The sequence below is a fragment of the Burkholderia sp. Tr-20355 genome (genome assembly GCF_017104685.1).
Lineage (GTDB): Bacteria > Pseudomonadota > Gammaproteobacteria > Burkholderiales > Burkholderiaceae > Burkholderia > Burkholderia seminalis.
Genome location: NZ_JAAGPK010000171.1, coordinates 1 through 15,777 on the forward strand (window position 1 = coordinate 1; position 15,777 = coordinate 15,777).

At 67.8% G+C, this 15,777-nt stretch carries 17 protein-coding genes; 12 read left to right on the forward strand and 5 right to left on the reverse strand.

Annotated elements, in window-relative coordinates:
- On the reverse strand, nucleotides 1-807 hold an 807-nt coding region (locus tag G3N62_RS29130), incomplete at its 3' end, for a cation:proton antiporter (protein WP_206141370.1).
- A gap of 25 nt (nucleotides 808-832) precedes the next feature.
- Entirely contained in the window at nucleotides 833-1,093 is a 261-nt protein-coding gene (locus G3N62_RS29135; RefSeq protein ID WP_034186741.1) for a XapX domain-containing protein, read from the reverse strand.
- Between the two features lie 274 nt (nucleotides 1,094-1,367).
- On the opposite strand from G3N62_RS29135, the gene G3N62_RS29140 reads away from it, so the two are divergent.
- Nucleotides 1,368-2,054, forward strand: coding sequence for a hydrolase (locus G3N62_RS29140; protein WP_034186742.1), 687 nt, complete (start codon nucleotides 1,368-1,370; stop codon nucleotides 2,052-2,054).
- A 63-nt stretch (nucleotides 2,055-2,117) separates the two neighbouring features.
- On the opposite strand, the gene G3N62_RS29145 is transcribed toward G3N62_RS29140, so the two are convergent.
- Entirely contained in the window at nucleotides 2,118-3,041 is a 924-nt protein-coding gene (locus G3N62_RS29145; RefSeq protein ID WP_034186743.1) for a LysR family transcriptional regulator, read from the reverse strand.
- A 99-nt stretch (nucleotides 3,042-3,140) separates the two neighbouring features.
- Between G3N62_RS29145 and G3N62_RS29150 the strand changes: the two genes are divergently transcribed.
- The 6 genes from G3N62_RS29150 to G3N62_RS29175 are packed head-to-tail and all read left to right on the forward strand — an operon-like array spanning nucleotide 3,141 to nucleotide 8,793.
- Nucleotides 3,141-3,308 carry a DUF1427 family protein gene (locus G3N62_RS29150; protein ID WP_034186744.1) on the forward strand — a complete coding sequence of 56 codons (168 nt, stop codon included), beginning with the start codon at nucleotides 3,141-3,143 and terminating at the stop codon, nucleotides 3,306-3,308.
- A gap of 18 nt (nucleotides 3,309-3,326) precedes the next feature.
- Nucleotides 3,327-5,219: an amidohydrolase gene (locus tag G3N62_RS29155; protein WP_124669767.1), complete on the forward strand. Its 1,893-nt coding sequence runs from the start codon at nucleotides 3,327-3,329 to the stop codon at nucleotides 5,217-5,219.
- Nucleotide 5,220: 1 nt separating this feature from the next.
- On the forward strand, nucleotides 5,221-5,682 hold the full coding sequence (locus tag G3N62_RS29160; protein ID WP_034186746.1) for a DoxX family protein: 462 nt from the start codon (nucleotides 5,221-5,223) through the stop codon (nucleotides 5,680-5,682).
- A 26-nt stretch (nucleotides 5,683-5,708) separates the two neighbouring features.
- Nucleotides 5,709-6,626 (forward strand): hypothetical protein, encoded by a 918-nt coding sequence (locus tag G3N62_RS29165; protein ID WP_049035817.1) that lies wholly within the window; start codon nucleotides 5,709-5,711, stop codon nucleotides 6,624-6,626.
- A complete protein-coding gene (locus G3N62_RS29170; protein ID WP_034191206.1) occupies nucleotides 6,623-7,318 on the forward strand; it encodes a YoaK family protein in 696 nt (231 codons plus the stop codon). The genes G3N62_RS29165 and G3N62_RS29170 overlap by 4 nt, the downstream gene beginning before the upstream one ends.
- Nucleotides 7,315-8,793 (forward strand): alginate export family protein, encoded by a 1,479-nt coding sequence (locus G3N62_RS29175; protein ID WP_124669766.1) that lies wholly within the window; start codon nucleotides 7,315-7,317, stop codon nucleotides 8,791-8,793. Before G3N62_RS29170 ends, G3N62_RS29175 begins: the two co-directional genes overlap by 4 nt.
- Nucleotides 8,794-8,888: 95 nt before the next feature.
- On the opposite strand, the gene G3N62_RS29180 is transcribed toward G3N62_RS29175, so the two are convergent.
- A complete protein-coding gene (locus G3N62_RS29180; protein WP_049035813.1) occupies nucleotides 8,889-10,475 on the reverse strand; it encodes an acid phosphatase in 1,587 nt (528 codons plus the stop codon).
- Between the two features lie 223 nt (nucleotides 10,476-10,698).
- Here G3N62_RS29180 and G3N62_RS29185 point away from each other — a divergent pair, with 223 nt between their 5' ends.
- The 3 genes from G3N62_RS29185 (at nucleotide 10,699) to G3N62_RS29195 (ending at nucleotide 13,026) form a co-directional block, all read left to right on the forward strand.
- The gene (locus G3N62_RS29185; protein WP_124669765.1) at nucleotides 10,699-12,048 is read left to right on the forward strand and encodes a cytochrome c peroxidase; all 1,350 of its coding nucleotides are present in this window, start codon (nucleotides 10,699-10,701) and stop codon (nucleotides 12,046-12,048) included.
- A 109-nt stretch (nucleotides 12,049-12,157) separates the two neighbouring features.
- Complete coding sequence (locus tag G3N62_RS29190) at nucleotides 12,158-12,544, forward strand: hypothetical protein (RefSeq protein WP_034191202.1); 387 nt, start codon at nucleotides 12,158-12,160, stop codon at nucleotides 12,542-12,544.
- Nucleotides 12,545-12,555: 11 nt separating this feature from the next.
- Complete coding sequence (locus G3N62_RS29195) at nucleotides 12,556-13,026, forward strand: NUDIX hydrolase (RefSeq protein WP_049035811.1); 471 nt, start codon at nucleotides 12,556-12,558, stop codon at nucleotides 13,024-13,026.
- A 127-nt stretch (nucleotides 13,027-13,153) separates the two neighbouring features.
- Here the strand turns inward: G3N62_RS29195 and G3N62_RS29200 are convergent, their stop codons facing one another.
- Nucleotides 13,154-14,863, reverse strand: a complete 1,710-nt coding sequence (locus G3N62_RS29200) for a glutamine--tRNA ligase/YqeY domain fusion protein (RefSeq protein WP_034191200.1) — start codon at nucleotides 14,861-14,863, stop codon at nucleotides 13,154-13,156.
- A gap of 253 nt (nucleotides 14,864-15,116) precedes the next feature.
- On the opposite strand from G3N62_RS29200, the gene G3N62_RS29205 reads away from it, so the two are divergent.
- On the forward strand, nucleotides 15,117-15,326 hold the full coding sequence (locus tag G3N62_RS29205) for an ornithine acetyltransferase (RefSeq protein WP_006497729.1): 210 nt from the start codon (nucleotides 15,117-15,119) through the stop codon (nucleotides 15,324-15,326).
- A 157-nt stretch (nucleotides 15,327-15,483) separates the two neighbouring features.
- On the forward strand, nucleotides 15,484-15,777 hold a 294-nt coding region (locus G3N62_RS29210), incomplete at its 3' end, for an alpha/beta hydrolase (protein ID WP_206141371.1).

The following is a 15,777-nucleotide window of genomic DNA, read 5'->3' on the forward strand; positions in this document are numbered from 1 at the left end:
TTCCCACGTCGCCTTTGCCTTGATCCGCATGTCGGCGTCGAACACGCGGTGCTGGCGCACGCCGAGCACCAGGCCGCAGGTGACGACCGACAGCACGCCCGAGCCGTCGACGGCTTCCGCGACGCCATAGCTGCCCCACGCCATCGCGAAGGTCACGACGATGCCGAGCATCGGGTCGCGCAGGCGCGGCAGCACCCAGCACATCGCATGGCCGCAGGCGAGGCCGACCGCGATGCCGATCAGCGTGAGCGAGAAGAACAGGCCGGTGGCGCTCGCGGCCGTGATCGACACGGCGAGCGCGGCCGAGACGGCCATCTGGTACAGCAGCAGGCCCGACGCGTCGTTGACGAGGCTTTCGCCCTCGAGCACCGCGACGAGCCGCGCGGGCAGCGGGTGGCGCTGCAGGATCGCCTTCGCGGCGACCGCGTCCGGCGGCGACACGATCGCGCCGAGCGTGAAGCACGCGGCCCAGGGCAGATCGGGGTTCGCGGCATGCACGGCGAGTGCGACCGCGACGGTCGTGAACGCCACCGCGCCGAGCGCGAGCGACGCGATCGATGCGAGTTGCTCCCGGAACTCCTTCCACGCGGTGTAGAACCCGCTCGACATCAGCAGCGGCGGCAGCACGGCCGCGAGCAGCAGCGCCGGGTCCATGTCGGGCACGCGCTTGCCGGCGATCGCGATCGCGCAGCCGCCGAGCAGCAGCACGACGGCCGGTGGAATCGAGATGCGCTCGGCGAGCCACGTGAGCGCGCCCGCACCGCAGATCAACAACAGCAGGTAATGGAACAGTTCGACGTTGGTCATGCGCGGCCGGCAGGGAAGGGAGTCGTCACGACGGCTTGCGGTCGTTCGTCGTGCCGCCCGGCAGCGCGCCGAACATGTGCTGGCTGCACTGTGCGTCGCGCCATGCGGTGTTCAGTCGATGGCCGGACAGCATCCGGCGCGCGACAGGCAGGATCTGTTCGCCGGCCAGCATGCCGAGCAGGCCGGTGAGCGCGATGATCGGCGGCGCCGGCGAGTTCACGCCGAGTGCGCCGTAGATGACGCCGGCGAGGATGCCGGCGAGCAGTGACAGGAAATACGGTTTCATGGTGGGCATCCCGTGATGGCCGACGAAGGCGCGTCGCGCGTCGTCAAGGTCTTGAAAGCGTATCGGGTTTACATGAAGAAAAAAAGGGCGGGTCGCCCGGATCGGGCATCGATTGCGGAATCGGACCGATTCCATTTCTTGGGTGTTCGCGCCGCGCGTTTGCGGATTAAATGTTCGGGCCGGATGACGATCCGGCACCGACGCATCTCCGGCTCCTCCCGTTTTCACGGCCGAGGCAGGCCTCCCTTTTTTCGTTCACAGGACACCTTGCGCCATGAGCAATCCGAAACTCGAAGTACTGACACCGCAGAACAGCCAGCTGATCTTCATCGACCAGCAGCCGCAGATGGCGTTCGGCGTGCAGTCGATCGATCGCCAGACGCTGAAGAACAACGTCGTCGGGCTCGCGAAGGCCGCGAAGGTCTTTGACATTCCGACCACGATCACGACGGTCGAAAGCGACAGCTTCTCGGGCTACAGCTATCCCGAACTGCTCGACGTGTTCCCGAACCAGAAGACGCTCGAACGCACGTCGATGAACTCGTGGGACGACCAGAAGGTACGCGATGCGCTGGCCGCGAACGGCCGCAAGAAGGTGATCGTCTCGGGCCTGTGGACCGAGGTCTGCAATACGACGTTCGCGCTGTGCGCGATGCTCGAAGGCGACTACGAGATCTACATGGTGGCCGACGCGTCGGGCGGCACGTCGCAGGCCGCGCACGACTTCGCGATGCAGCGGATGGTGCAGGCCGGTGTCGTGCCCGTCACGTGGCAGCAGGTCGTGCTCGAGTGGCAGCGCGACTGGGCGCGCCGCGAGACGTACGACGCGGTGATGGCGCTCGTGAAGGAGCACTCGGGCGCGTACGGGATGGGGGTCGACTACGCCTACACGATGGTCCACAAGGCCGCACAGCGCACCGCGACGCCGCACGAGTCGCTCGCGCCGGTGCCGGCGAAGTAACGGGCTGCCGGATGCGATCGCCGCAGGGAATGCGGCGATCGCCTGTCATCGGCCGCCACGCATTCAGGCTGCCGGCAATGCCCACGGCGCGTGCGAGAAGTGTTCCGCGAGGAAGTCGAGCAGTACCGTCACGCGCGCGGCGCGCAGCATGCCGGGCGGCGTGACGAGGTTCACGTTGATGTCGGCGATCTTCCAGTCGCTCATCACTTCCTCGAGTTCGCCGCGCTGCATCGCCTCCCACACGAGGAACTCGGGCTGCAGCGCCAGGCCGTGACCCGCGACGAGCGCGGGAAGGATCACGTCCGCGTTGTTGGTGCGGATGCGTCCGTGCACGGACACGCCGACTTCCTCGCCCGAGGCCGGGTGACGGAAGCGCCAGTGCTCGGGTGTCGGCAGGTTCGTGTAGGTGAGGCACACGTGCTGGTCGATGTCGCGCGGGTGCGCGGGGCGGCCGCGCCGGTCGAGGTAGGCCGGCGCCGCGACGAGCGGCCGGCGCACCGCGCAGAGGCGGCGCGAGCGCAGCGACGAATCGTTGAGCTCGGCGATGCGGATGGCGACGTCGAAGCCGCCGGACACGATGTCGACGATGTGATCGGTGAGCACGAGGTCGATGTCGACGCGCGGATAGCGCTCGAGAAATGCGGGCAGCACCGGCGACAGGTGGCGCAGCCCGAACGACATCGGCGCATTCACGCGAACGAGGCCGTGCGGTTCGAGCGCCTGCGCGGACGCTTCGTTCTCGATCAGCTCGGCGTCGGCAAGCAGGCGGATCGCGCGGTCGCGCAGCAGTTCGCCGGTCGGCGTGAGCGACAGCTTGCGCGACGTGCGGTACAGCAGCATCGCGCCGAGGCGCTTTTCGAGGCGCGCGATCGCCTTCGACACGGTCGGCTGCGACACGCCGAGCAGGTCGGCGGCTTTCGCGAACGAGCCGGTCTCCGCGACGCGCGCGAAGATGGCCCAGGCTTCGAGATCAGGAAGGTGTTGCATGGTCGGAATGAATGGCAGGGAAGCGAAACGGATGCGATGTGCCGCGAAGGCGGAACGCGCGATGCAGGTGATTCTAATCCGGCCGGGAGAAAAATCGTTATGGAATCTTATCTAATTTCGTTGGGCGCCGGCGTGCTGATCGGCGTCGTATACAGCGTGATCAAGGTGCGCTCGCCGGCACCGCCGCTGATCGCGCTGGTCGGCCTGGGCGGCATGCTGATCGGCGCACAGGCGATCGCGCCGGTTCGTCACTGGCTCGGCTTCTGACCGCATCGAGGACACTTCATGAGCGCAACCGATACACCCCCCGATCTCATCCTGCACAACGGGCGCATCACGACGCTCGACCGTGCGAACCCGGTCGCGACGGCCGTCGCGATCAAGGACGGCCGCTTCGTCGCGGTCGGCGGCAACGCGGACGTCGTGCCGCTCGCGGGTCGCGCGACGAAGGTCGTCGACCTCGACGGCCGCACCGTGCTGCCGGGCCTGATCGACAACCACACGCACGTGATTCGCGGCGGCCTGAACTACAACCTCGAGCTGCGCTGGGACGGCGTGCGTTCGCTCGCCGTCGCGATGGAGATGCTCAAGCGCCAGGTCGCGATCACGCCCGCGCCGCAGTGGGTGCGCGTGGTCGGCGGCTTCACCGAGCATCAGTTCGCGGAGAAGCGCCTGCCGACGATCGACGAACTCAATGCGGTGGCGCCCGATACGCCGGTGTTCATCCTGCACCTGTACGACCGCGCGCTGCTGAACGCGGCTGCATTGCGGGTGGTCGGCTATACGAAGGACACGCCCGAGCCGCCGGGCGGCACGATCCTGCGCGACGACGCGGGCAACCCGACCGGGCTGCTGCTGGCGAACCCGAACGCGACGATCCTCTACGCGACGCTCGCGAAGGGGCCGAAGCTGCCGTTCGACTACCAGTACAACTCGACGCGCCATTTCATGCGCGAGCTGAACCGGCTCGGCGTGACGGGCGTGATCGATGCGGGCGGCGGCTCGCAGAATTATCCCGACGATTACGAAGTGATCCGCAAGCTGCACGACGCGGGCGAGATGACGGTGCGGATCGCCTACAACCTGTTCACGCAGAAGCCGAACGCGGAGAAGGAAGACTTCGTGAACTGGACGAAGAGCGTCACGTATCACGACGGCACCGACTATTTCCGCCACAACGGCGCGGGCGAGATGCTGGTGTTCTCCGCCGCCGATTTCGAGGACTTCCGCGTCGCGCGGCCGGACTTGCCGGCAGAGATGGAAGACGATCTCGAAGGCGTCGTGCGCGTGCTCGCGCAGAACCGCTGGCCGTGGCGCATGCATGCGACGTACGACGAAACGATCAGTCGTGCGCTCGACGTGTTCGAGAAGGTGAACCGCGATATTCCGCTCGACGGACTCAATTGGTTCTTCGATCATGCGGAAACCGTCTCCGAACGATCGATGGACCGCATCGCCGCGCTCGGCGGCGGCATCGCGGTGCAGCACCGGATGGCGTACCAGGGCGAATACTTCGTCGAACGCTACGGCGCGCAGGCGGCCGAGGCGACGCCGCCGGTCGCGAAGATGCTCGAGAAAGGGCTCAAGGTGTCGGCCGGCACCGACGCGACGCGCGTCGCGTCGTACAACCCGTGGGTGTCGCTCGCGTGGCTCGTGACGGGCAAGACGGTCGGCGGGTTGCGGATGTATCCTCGGCGCAACCTGCTCGATCGCGAGACCGCGCTGCGCATGTGGACCGAGTACGTGACGTGGTTCTCGAACGAGGAGGGGAAAAAAGGGCGCATCGCGGTCGGGCAACTGGCCGACCTGATGGTCCCGGATCGCGATTTCTTCACCTGCGCGGAGGACGATATCGTGGACACGTCCGCGCTGCTGACGGTGGTGGGCGGCAGGATCGTGTGGGGCGCGGGGCCGTTCGCGTCGCACGATGCGCCGATTCCGCCCGCGATGCCCGACTGGTCGCCGGTGCGCGAGTACGGCGGTTACGGCGGCTGGGGCGCGACGCAGCGCGACGGTGCACCGCTGCAGCGTGCGGCGGCAGCGGCCGCCGCGTGCGGCTGTTCGAGCGCGTGCAACGTGCATGGGCATGCGCATGCGGGCGCGTGGGGCCGCGCGTTGCCGACCTCGGATGCAAAGGGCTTCTGGGGCGCGTTCGGCTGTTCGTGCTGGGCGGTCTGACATGGCGACCCCGACCAACCCGGGCCGCGTCGGCAACCCGGCATGGGTCCGTGCGCTGCTGGCGCAGCCGTGGGTCCTGCCGCTCGTGCGTCTGGCGCTGGTGTCCGCGTACCTGATCGGCGGCGTCGCGAAGGCGCTGGACTTCGGCGGCGCGGTCGCGGAGCAGGCGCATTTCGGCCTGCACCCGGCCGCGCTGTGGGCGGCGCTCGCGATCGCGGTCGAGATCGCCGGCTCGCTGTGCGTGGTGTTCAACCGCTTCACTTGGCTCGGTGCCGGCAGCCTCGGTATGCTGACGCTGGTCGCGATGGCGGTGGCGAACGATTTCTGGAACCGCACGGGCGCCGAGCATTTCATGGCACTCAACAGCTTTTTCGAGCATCTCGGACTGATCGCGGCACTCGTGCTCGCGACGCTGCTCGCCGATACGAAGCACGCGGCCGGTGACGGCCGCACGACTCGATGACGATGACACAACCAGGAAAACCCTTCATGAAATCCATTCGTTCCGTGTTGCTCGCCGCAATGATCGCGGGCGGTCTCGCCGTCGCGCCGGTCGCATTCGCGAAGACGCCGGTCACGAAGGCTGGCGCGACGCCGGCCGTGGCCGTCGGCCCGCAGTACGACACGACGCACGTGTGCGTGGCGCCCGAGGACTTCGACCGCTTCACCGACAGCTTCGTCGCGACCTTCGGCGGCAAGAAGTCGAAGCAGGGCGTGTTCCAGGTCACGCCCACGCCGAGCCAGACGATGTCGCAGCTCGTGCTCACGCCGGTCGGCACGGTCTCGGTGTTCGGCTTCAAGACGCCGATCCCGTATCCGTTCTGCGCGGAGCGCACCGGTTATCTCGTCACCGATCTCGACGTCGCGATGAAGTCGGCGCGCGCGCACGGCGCGGACGTGGTGGTCGACACGTTCCCCGACCCGATCGGCCGCGACGCGATCATCCGCTGGCCGGGCGGCGTGAACATGCAGCTGTACTGGCATACGGAAGCGCCGCACTACGATGCGCTGGAGACGGTGCCCGAGAACCGCGTGTACGTGTCGCCGGAAAGCGCCGACACGCTCGTGCGCGACTTCGTCGCGTTCTCGCACGGCAAGGTGGTGTCCGACGTGCGCCGCGCGCCGGGCGTCGAGATCGGCCGGCCGAACGACACGTACCGGCGCATCCGCATCGAATCGGGCTTCGGCAAGATGACGGTGCTCGCCACCGACGGCCATTTGCCCTACCCGTTCGGCCGCGAGATGACCGGCTATGAAGTGCGCGATCTCGCCGCGACGCTGAAGCAGGCGCAGGCCGCGGGCGTGACCGTGCTCGTGCCGGCGTTCACGTCGGACGGCCGCGATGCGGCGCTCGTGCAGTTCCCGGGCGGCTACGTCGCCGAGATCCACGCGGGCGCGGCGCGATGAAGCACGAGGATACGATTCTTGCCGCGGTGGCCGGCTTCGTCGACACGCTGAGCTTCGTCGCGCTGTTCGGGCTGTTCACCGCGCACGTGACGGGCAACTTCGTGCTGATCGGCGCGGGCATCGCGGGCTTCGGCCAGGGTGTCGTGCTGAAGCTCAGCGTGTTTCCCGCGTTCGTGTGCGGCGTGATCGCGAGCAGCCTGATCGCGCGGTCGATGTCCGCGCGGCCGGCCTGGCAGGGTACGCGTGCGCTGCATGCGGTACAGGCCGTGCTGCTGCTCGGCTTCTGCGCGGCCGGCGTGTGGGCGACCCCCGTCACGCAGCCCGACAGCCTGCCGGCGCTCGTGGCCGGCATCGTCGGCACGTTCGCGATGGGCGTGCAGAACGCGCATCCGCGCGTGATCCCGCGCGCCGGCGTGCCGAACACGGTGATGACCGGCAACGTCACGCAGGCGATCCTCGACGTCGTCGATATCCTGTCCGCCGGCACGGCCGACAGCGTGCGCGCGGCCGCCCGCGCGCGCTTCGCGAAGATGCTGCCGGCGATCGTCGCGTTCGCGCTCGGCGCGGCATGCGGTGCGCTCGGGTTCCGCTACGTCGGGTTTCCGGCGTTGCTCGCGCCCGTCTGCGCGCTGGCGTTGCTCGCGCTGCGCGCGTCGCAAGCGGCCGGCACCGTCAAGCCGGAGCACGCATGAGCCGGCGGCGGGAACGGCATCGTCGCGCGCGCCGCTTCGATCGTGCGGCCCGGGCGTCGGTCGTCGCGGGCTTGCTGCTCACGGGCGCCGATGCCGCCTGCGCGGAAACGGCAACCGCCGCGACCACGACGTCGGCCGCCGACGGCGCCGCATCGACCTGTACGGCCAAGCGGCCGACCGTGCTGTTCAATCGCTGGCAGGAAGACTGGTCGGTGCTCGCGAATCCGTGTGTGCCGCGCGCGCCGCTCGACGGGTTGAAGTACATTCCGCTCGGCAACGATCCGGCTGCCTATCTGTCGCTCGGCGTGAACCTGCGGGAGCGCCTGGAGACCAACGATGCACCGCTGTTCGGCATCGGCTCCGCGCAATCGGACACGTACCTGATCCAGCGCGTCGAAGTGCATGCCGATGCGCATCTCGGCCAGCACTGGCAATTCTTCGTGCAGTTGCAGGACGACCGCGCGTTCGGCAAGAACACGATTTCGCCGGTCGACAAGAATCCGCTCGATCTCGAACAGGCCTTCGTGACCTACACGGGTGCGCTCGGCGGCGGCACGGTCAAGTTCCGCGTCGGCCGCCAGGAGATGGCGTTCGACCTGCAGCGCTTCATCGCCGCGCGCGACGGCCCGAACGTGCGGCAGGCGTTCGATGCGGTGTGGGCCGACTACGAGTACCGGAAGTGGCGTTTCATCGGGTATGCGACGCAGCCGGTGCAGAACCGCACCGTGTCCGCGTTCGACGACGTGTCGAACCGCGATCTCACCTTCAGCGGCGTGCGCTTCGAGCGGCAGTCGGTCGGGCCCGGCGACCTGTCCGGCTACTGGTCGCGCTACAACCGCAGCAACGCGCGCTTTCTCGATGCGAGCGGCGCCGAGCGGCGCGACGTGTGGGACCTGCGGTACACGGGCACGCAGGGCCGCTTCGACTGGGATCTCGAGACGATGCTGCAGACGGGCACGGTCGGCAGCAGTTCGATCCGCGCGTGGGCGGTCGGCTCGATCGCCGGCTACCGGCTCGACGCGCCGTGGTCGCCGCGCGTCGCGCTGCAGGTCGATGCGGCGTCGGGCGACCGGCATTCGCACGACGGCCGCGTCGGCACCTTCAACCCGCTGTTTCCGAACGGCTATTACTTCACGCTGGCGGGATTCACGGGTTACTCGAACCTGATCCACGTGAAGCCGTCCGTGACGTTGAAGCCGTCGGCGAACCTGTCGCTGCTCGGCGCGCTCGGTTTCCAGTGGCGCGAGACGACCGGCGATGCGGTCTACCAGCAGGGCAACGCGGTCGTGCCGGGCACGGCAGGCAAGGGCGGGTTGTGGACGGGGATGTACGTGCAGCTGCGTGCGGACTGGACGATCGCCGCGAACCTGATCGGCGCGATCGAGGCCGTGCATTTCCAGGTCGGCGATGCGATCCGGCAGGCGGGCGGGCACAACGCCGACTACGTCGGCGTCGAGCTGAAGTACGGCTGGTAACGCGCGGGTCGCGATGCATGAAAGAAGGGCGGCCGGCAGGCCGCCCTTCGTGTGTTCGGGCCGGCTTCGCCGCCGGCCCGGTCGGTGCCGGCCCGTTACAGGTTCGGCGACAGCGCGAGCGCGTTCGTCAGGTCGCCCATCGGCTGCCCGCCGTTCGCCTTCAGCGCGTCGTCGCGCTGCTGCAGGCCCGCGAGGCGCGGCAGCGAGAAGCGGCGCGTGATGAAACGCAGGATCGAACCCGTGTCGTACTGCGTGTGGTCCACGAAGCCCTTCTTCGCGTACGGCGACACGATCAGTGCCGGAATGCGCGTACCCGGGCCCCAGCGGTCGGCGCTCGGCGGCGCGGCATGATCCCAGAAGCCGCCGTTTTCGTCGTACGTGACGACGACAACCATGTTCTTCCACTGCGGGCTGGCCTGCAGGTGCGCGATCACGTCGGCGATGTGCTGGTCGCCGGAGGTCACGTCCGTGTAGCCCGGGTGTTCGTTCAGGTTGCCCTGCGGCTTGTAGAACGCGACCTGCGGCAGCGCGCCCGCGTCGATCGCCTTGATGAACTCGGCGCCGTTCGCGCCGCCGTCGAGCAGGTGCTGCGCGCGGCTCGCGGTGCCCGGCGCCTGGTTCGCGAAGTAGTTGAACGGCTGGTGGTGCGGCTGGAAGTTCGGCGTCGACAGATCGGCACCGTAGATCACGTTCGACGTGCCGTTCTGGCTCGCCTGCAGCGCCTGGCCCCATGCGCCGCTGTACCAGGCCCACGACACGCCTGCGTTGGTCATCAGGTCGCCGATATTGGTCGCCGTCTGCGGCGGCATCGTCGACGGATTCGCCGGGTCGGCCAGCAGCGGGTCGCCGCCCGTGGCCGCCTTGTTGCCGCTCGGCTGATACGCCGGCTGCATCGTGTTGATGCCGTAGAAGTCGGGCGTGAGCGCGCCGTCGTTGACGAACTTCGGCGGGCCGCTCAGCGCGGAGGCCGGCGAGTTCGTCGCGACCTTCAGCGACTTGCCGTCGGCATTCAGCACGGCGATCTTGCCGGCCGCGGGGCTCTTGTCGGCGTTCGGGTAGTACGGTGCGCACGCGCAGACCAGGTACTGGTGGTTCAGGAACGAACCGCCGAACGCGCCCATGAAGAAGTTGTCGGCGAGCACGTACTGCTGCGCGATCTTCCACAGCGGCAGCTTCGACGGATCCGCGGTGTAGTGGCCCATCGTCAGGCCGCCCGCGTCGGTCCAGGCGGCGTACATGTCGTTCTTGCCGCCGTTGATCTGCATCTGGTCCTGGTAGAAGCGATGCACGATGTCGCGCGTGGCGATGCTCATCGACTGGTTGAAGCCCTTCGGGTCGTCGATCGCGAACGGCGCGTTCGGCAAGTTCGCCGTCATCGCCTCGGTGACCGCCGGCGTGATGCCGGTCGCGGTCAGGCCGCCCCAGATCTTCGGCAGCGTCGCCATCGTCGAGCCGTCGCGATCCTTCTGCACCGAGTTCGCGGCCGTCGCGTTCTGCAGGCCGTTCGCGCCCGGGAAGTTGCCGTACAGGTTGTCGAAGCTGCGGTTTTCCGCATAGATCACGACGACGTTCTTGACGGCGGACAGGCCTTGCTGCGTGACATCGTCGCCGCCGCAGGCGGTCAGGCTGAGCGCGGCCGCAAGGGCGATCGGCGTGTAGCGAATCCAGGCGTGCTTCTTCATGCGATGTTCTCTCTCATTCGTCGTTGGTCGCGTGTGGGAACCGGGTGGCGGGAGGGCCGGCGCACGAACCTCGCGGTACCGCCCGGCAGCGCGCATTATCTGGAACCGATTTGACAGCCGGGTGTAGGCGCGCTTTCAATTGACTGTCGGTGGAACGTCATTGAACGGTCATGGAACTGACATAAGCTCCGGCCGATCGCCCACCGCTACCAGAACAACGACGATGCACACCCTTCTGAAATCCCTCGCGTCCGCGCGATCGCTGATCTCCGCCGCGGCCGCGCTGGCACTCGCGGGCGGACTCGCGGCGCTCGCCGGTTGCGATGCGCGGCCCGGCACGACCGCGTCGGCCGCGTCCGTCGTACCGGCGGCTCAGGCCGCGTTGGCCGGCGCGGCGGTCGCGCCAGCCAGCCAGCCGCAGACGCGCGCGCAGGTGTTCGAGGGCGTGAAGCAGATGACGGCACTCGGCAAGCAACTGTTCTTCGATCCGTCGCTGTCCGGGTCCGGCAAGCTCGCCTGTGCGTCGTGCCATAGCGCCGAGCATGCGTTCGGGCCGCCGAACGCGTTGTCGGTGCAGCTCGGCGGCGACGACATGCACCGTAGCGGTTTTCGCGCGGTGCCGTCGCTGAAATACCTGCGCGGCATTCCTCCGTTCAGCGAGCACTTTCACGATTCGCCGGACGAAGGCGATGAAAGCATCGACGCGGGTCCGACCGGCGGCCTGACCTGGGACGGCCGTGTCGACACGCGCGACGCGCAGGCGCGCATTCCGCTCACGTCGCCGTTCGAGATGAGCAGCTCGCCCGCACGGGTGGCGAAGGCGGTTCGCGCCGCGCCGTATGCCGACGCGTTCCGCAAGGCGTTCGGCGATCAGGTCCTCGGCGACGATCGGGCAACGTTCGATGCCGTGCTGCGCGCGCTCGACGCATTCCAGCAGCAGCCGGCGCTGTTCGATCCGTACACGAGCAAGTACGACGCGTATCTGGCCGGCCGCGCGCGGCTCACGCCTGCCGAGCTGCACGGCCTGCAGCTGTTCAACGACGAGAAGAAGGGCAACTGCGCGAGTTGCCACATCAGCCAGCGCACGCTCGAAGGCGGCCCGCCGCAGTTCAGCGATTTCGGGCTGATCGCGATCGCGGTGCCGCGCAACCGCGCGCTGCCCGTCAACCGCGACCCGCGCTTTTACGATCTCGGCGCGTGCGGTCCCGAGCGCACCGACCTGAAGGGCCGCGACGAATTCTGCGGGCTGTTCCGCACGCCGTCGCTGCGCAACGTCGCGCTGCGCAAGACGTTCTTCCACAACGGCGTGTATCACACGCTCGAGGACGTGATGCGCTTCTACGTCGAGCGCGACATCCATCCGGAGAAGTTCTACCCGGTCGTGCACGGCAAGGTGCAGATCTACGACGACCTGCCGAAGCGCTACTGGCCGAACATCAACCGCGAGCCGCCGTTCGACCGCAAGCGCGGCGAGCAGCCGGCGCTGAACGCGGCCGAGATCAAGGACGTGATCGCGTTCCTCGGCACGCTGACTGACGGATATCAGCAAACGGCCGCGCCGGCCGGGCACTAGAAGGCGCTGCCGCCGGCACGCATGCTATGCTCGCTCGCTGACGGGCGCGCTGCGGGCCGGTTCGCCGGCCTGCAGCGCGCCGTTCGATCGAACATCCAAGGAGAAAAACATGTCGATGCGCGCATCCCTTTCCGTCGTCACGCGTGTGCTGGCCGGCGCCGCGTGCGCAGCCGCGATGCTGCCCGCCCATGCGCAGAACAACCTGAGCTTCCTGAACGACACGCCGATCAGCTATTTCAGCAACGCCGACCGCGCGTCGCTCTCGAAGGCCGTCGTGCAGGCGCGCGACGAAGGCAAGGACGGCGAAACCACGACGTGGCAGAGCAGCGGCCGCGGCACGCAGATCGACGCGAAGCTCACGCCGACCACGACCGAGACGGACGGCAAGACCTGCCGCGAAATCACCACCGACATCACCGCGAAGGGCCAGACGATGACGCTCAAGCCCGTCTACTGCAAGACGGCCACGGGCAAGTGGCAGCTGCAGAAGCGCTGAGCACACGCGCGATGAAGCGGGGCGGCGCGCCGCGCACGGTGTCGTGCGGCGTCGTGATTCTCGATGCGGCCGGCCGCGTGTTCCTCGCGCACGCGACGGATACCACGCACTGGGATATCCCGAAGGGGCAGGGCGAGCCCGGCGAGACGCCGGCCGACGCCGCGCTGCGCGAGCTGCTCGAGGAAACCGGCATCGAGCTCGCGCCGGCGCGGCTGCTCGATCTCGGCCGGTTTTCCTATCGTCACGACAAGGATCTGCACCTGTTCGCGGTGCGGGTGGCCGCAGGCGAGATCGATCCCGCGCACTGCACGTGCACGTCGCTGTTCCCGAGCCGTCGCGACGGCTCGATGATTCCCGAGATGGATGCGTACCGCTGGACCGCGCCGGGCGACGTCGACGCATATGCGAGCCGCAGCCTCGCGCGGCTGTTTCGCACGAAGCTGTCGCTGGCGGACCTGCATCGGCGGTTGGCGGGCGCATGAGCGTGTGCGGCGGCTCCCGCCGCGGCGGGCCGTTTCGATGCGCGCAAAAAAACCGGCGCTTGGGCCGGTTTTTTTATGGGTGACGCGAGGGCGGCGCCCGAAGCCGCCGCGCGCGCCGAGCAGGCCGTCAGGCCGGCTTGCCCCAGCTGTCGCGCAGCCCGACGATCCGGTTGAACACCGGCTTGCCCGGTTTCGAATCGACACGGTCGGCAACGAAGTAGCCGTGACGCTCGAACTGCAGGCGCGTTTCCGGCGCGATGTCGCCGTTACCGGGCTCCAGATAAGCCTGCACGATCTTCTTCGAATCGGGGTTCAGCGCCTCGAGGAAGTTCGCGCCGCCCGCGTCCGGATGCGGCTCCTTGAACAGGCGGTCGTAGATCCGCACTTCGGCCGGCTGCGCATGCTTCGCGCTGACCCAGTGGATGTTGCCCTTGACCTTGTACGTGTTCGCGCCTTCGGTGCCCGACTTGCTGTCCGGGAAGTAGTTGCAGTGCACGGCCGTCACGTTGCCGTCGGCGTCCTTGTCGAAGCCCGTGCATTCGATCACGTAGCCGTAGCGCAGGCGCACCTTGTTGCCCGGGAACAGGCGGAAATAGCCCTTCGGCGGGTTCTCGACGAAATCCTCGCGCTCGATCCACAGCTCGCGCGAGATCGGGAACGTGCGCACGCCGCGGTCCGGGTGGTGCGGATGCACGGGCGCCGTGCACGCTTCCTCGAGGTCTTCCGGATAGTTGTCGATCACGAGCTTCAGCGGATCGAGCACCGCGACCGTACGCGCGGCCTTGTCGTCGAGGTCGTCGCGCAGCGCGCCCTCGAAGATGCTCATGTCGATCCACGAATCGATCTTCGTCACGCCGATCCGCTCGCAGAACAGGTGGATGCTCTCCGGCGTGAAGCCGCGACGGCGCACGCCGACGATCGTCGGCATCCGCGGGTCGTCCCAGCCGTCGACGTGGCCTTCGGTGACGAGCTGCAGCAGCTTGCGCTTGCTGGTGATCGCGTACGTGAGGTTCAGGCGCGAGAATTCGATCTGTTGCGGCAGCGGACGCGTGAACACGCCGGCTTCCGCGAGTTCGTTCAGCACCCAGTCGTACAGCGGGCGGTGATCCTCGAATTCGAGCGTGCACAGCGAATGCGTGATGCCTTCGAGCGCATCCGAGATGCAGTGCGTGTAGTCGTACATCGGATACACGCACCAGGCGTCGCCGGTGCGGTAGTGGTGCGCGTAGCGGATCCGGTAGATCACCGGATCGCGCATGTTCATGTTCGGCGAAGCCATGTCGATCTTCGCGCGCAGCACGTGCTCGCCTTCCTTGAACTCGCCGGCCTTCATGCGGCGGAACAGGTCGAGGTTTTCCTCCGGCGTGCGGTCGCGGAACGGCGACGGCTTGCCGCCTTCCGTCAGCGAGCCGCGGTTCGCGCGCATTTCGTCGGCGCTCTGGCTGTCGACATACGCCTTGCCGCGCTTGATCAGCAGCTCGGCGAACTCGTACAGCTTGTCGTAGTAGTCGCTCGCGAAATACTGATGATCGACCGCGTCCTTGCGCCAGTCGAAACCGAGCCAGCGCACCGCGTCGACGATCGAATCGACGTACTCGACGCTTTCCTTTTCCGGGTTCGTGTCGTCGAAGCGCAGGTGGCACACGCCGCCGTAGTCGCGCGCGACGCTGAAGTTCAGGCAGATGCTCTTCGCATGGCCGATGTGCAGATAGCCGTTCGGCTCGGGCGGGAAGCGCGTCTCGACGCGTCCGCCCCATTTGCCGGTGCGGTTGTCGTCGTCGATGATGTTACGGATGAAATTGGAAGCCGCGGGGGCGTCGTTGCGTTCGGTGCTCATGCGGTTGGCGTCAGGTTGTGTCGGCGCGTCGCGCCGGTTTAATCCTGTAATTCTACCTGACCGGGGTCCGTCCCGCGCGGGTCGCCGGTCCGGCACCCTGCGTGCGCGATGCGCGCCGCAATATATCGAGTGTGTGTCGGCTGTAACACGACGTAAATCGGATTGCCCGCGCCGTTCGGGTTTTCCTATGATGGCTTTACCGATTCAACGCCGCCATTCGTATTTTTTGCCTGGCGGGAGGAAGCCAATAACCATGATGAAGAAGACCACTTTTCTCGTTCGTACCGCGGTGATCGTCGCGGCCCTGTCGCAACTCGGCGCATGCGCGATGACGCATACGCAGCGTAATGCCGGGATCGGCGCGGCCGCGGGCGGCGCACTCGGCTACCTGATCACGGGCGGCCCGGTCGGCACGGTCGCCGGTGCGGCGGCAGGCGGCCTGGTCGGCGCCGGCGTCCGCTGAACGCAGGACGGCCGTGACGTCGACGTGAATCGACGTCGCGGCCCGCTCGCTCCTCACGCACATCCTCCGGTTTTTTGACAGGCAGCATCAGGGAGAGGAGGGTATGCGACACTTCGTCGACGCCACCACACGAATCCATTCGTCGACGAACCCTGCCATGAGCGACCCCTTCGTTTTCGTCTTGCCGGGCTACGGCAATTCCGGCCCGCTTCACTGGCAGAGCCGCTGGGAGCGCGCCGATGCGCGCTTTTCGCGTGTCGCGATGCCCGACTGGGACCGCGCGTTCCGCAACGGCTGGTGTCTCGCGCTCGACCGCGCGGTCGAAGCCGCGCGCGGGCCCGTGGTGATCGCGGCCCACAGCCTCGGCACGCTGACCGCCGCGTGGTGGGCGACGCGCTATGCGCGTCCGGCCGCGCTCGCGAAAGTGCGCGGCGCGCTGCTGGTCGCGTTG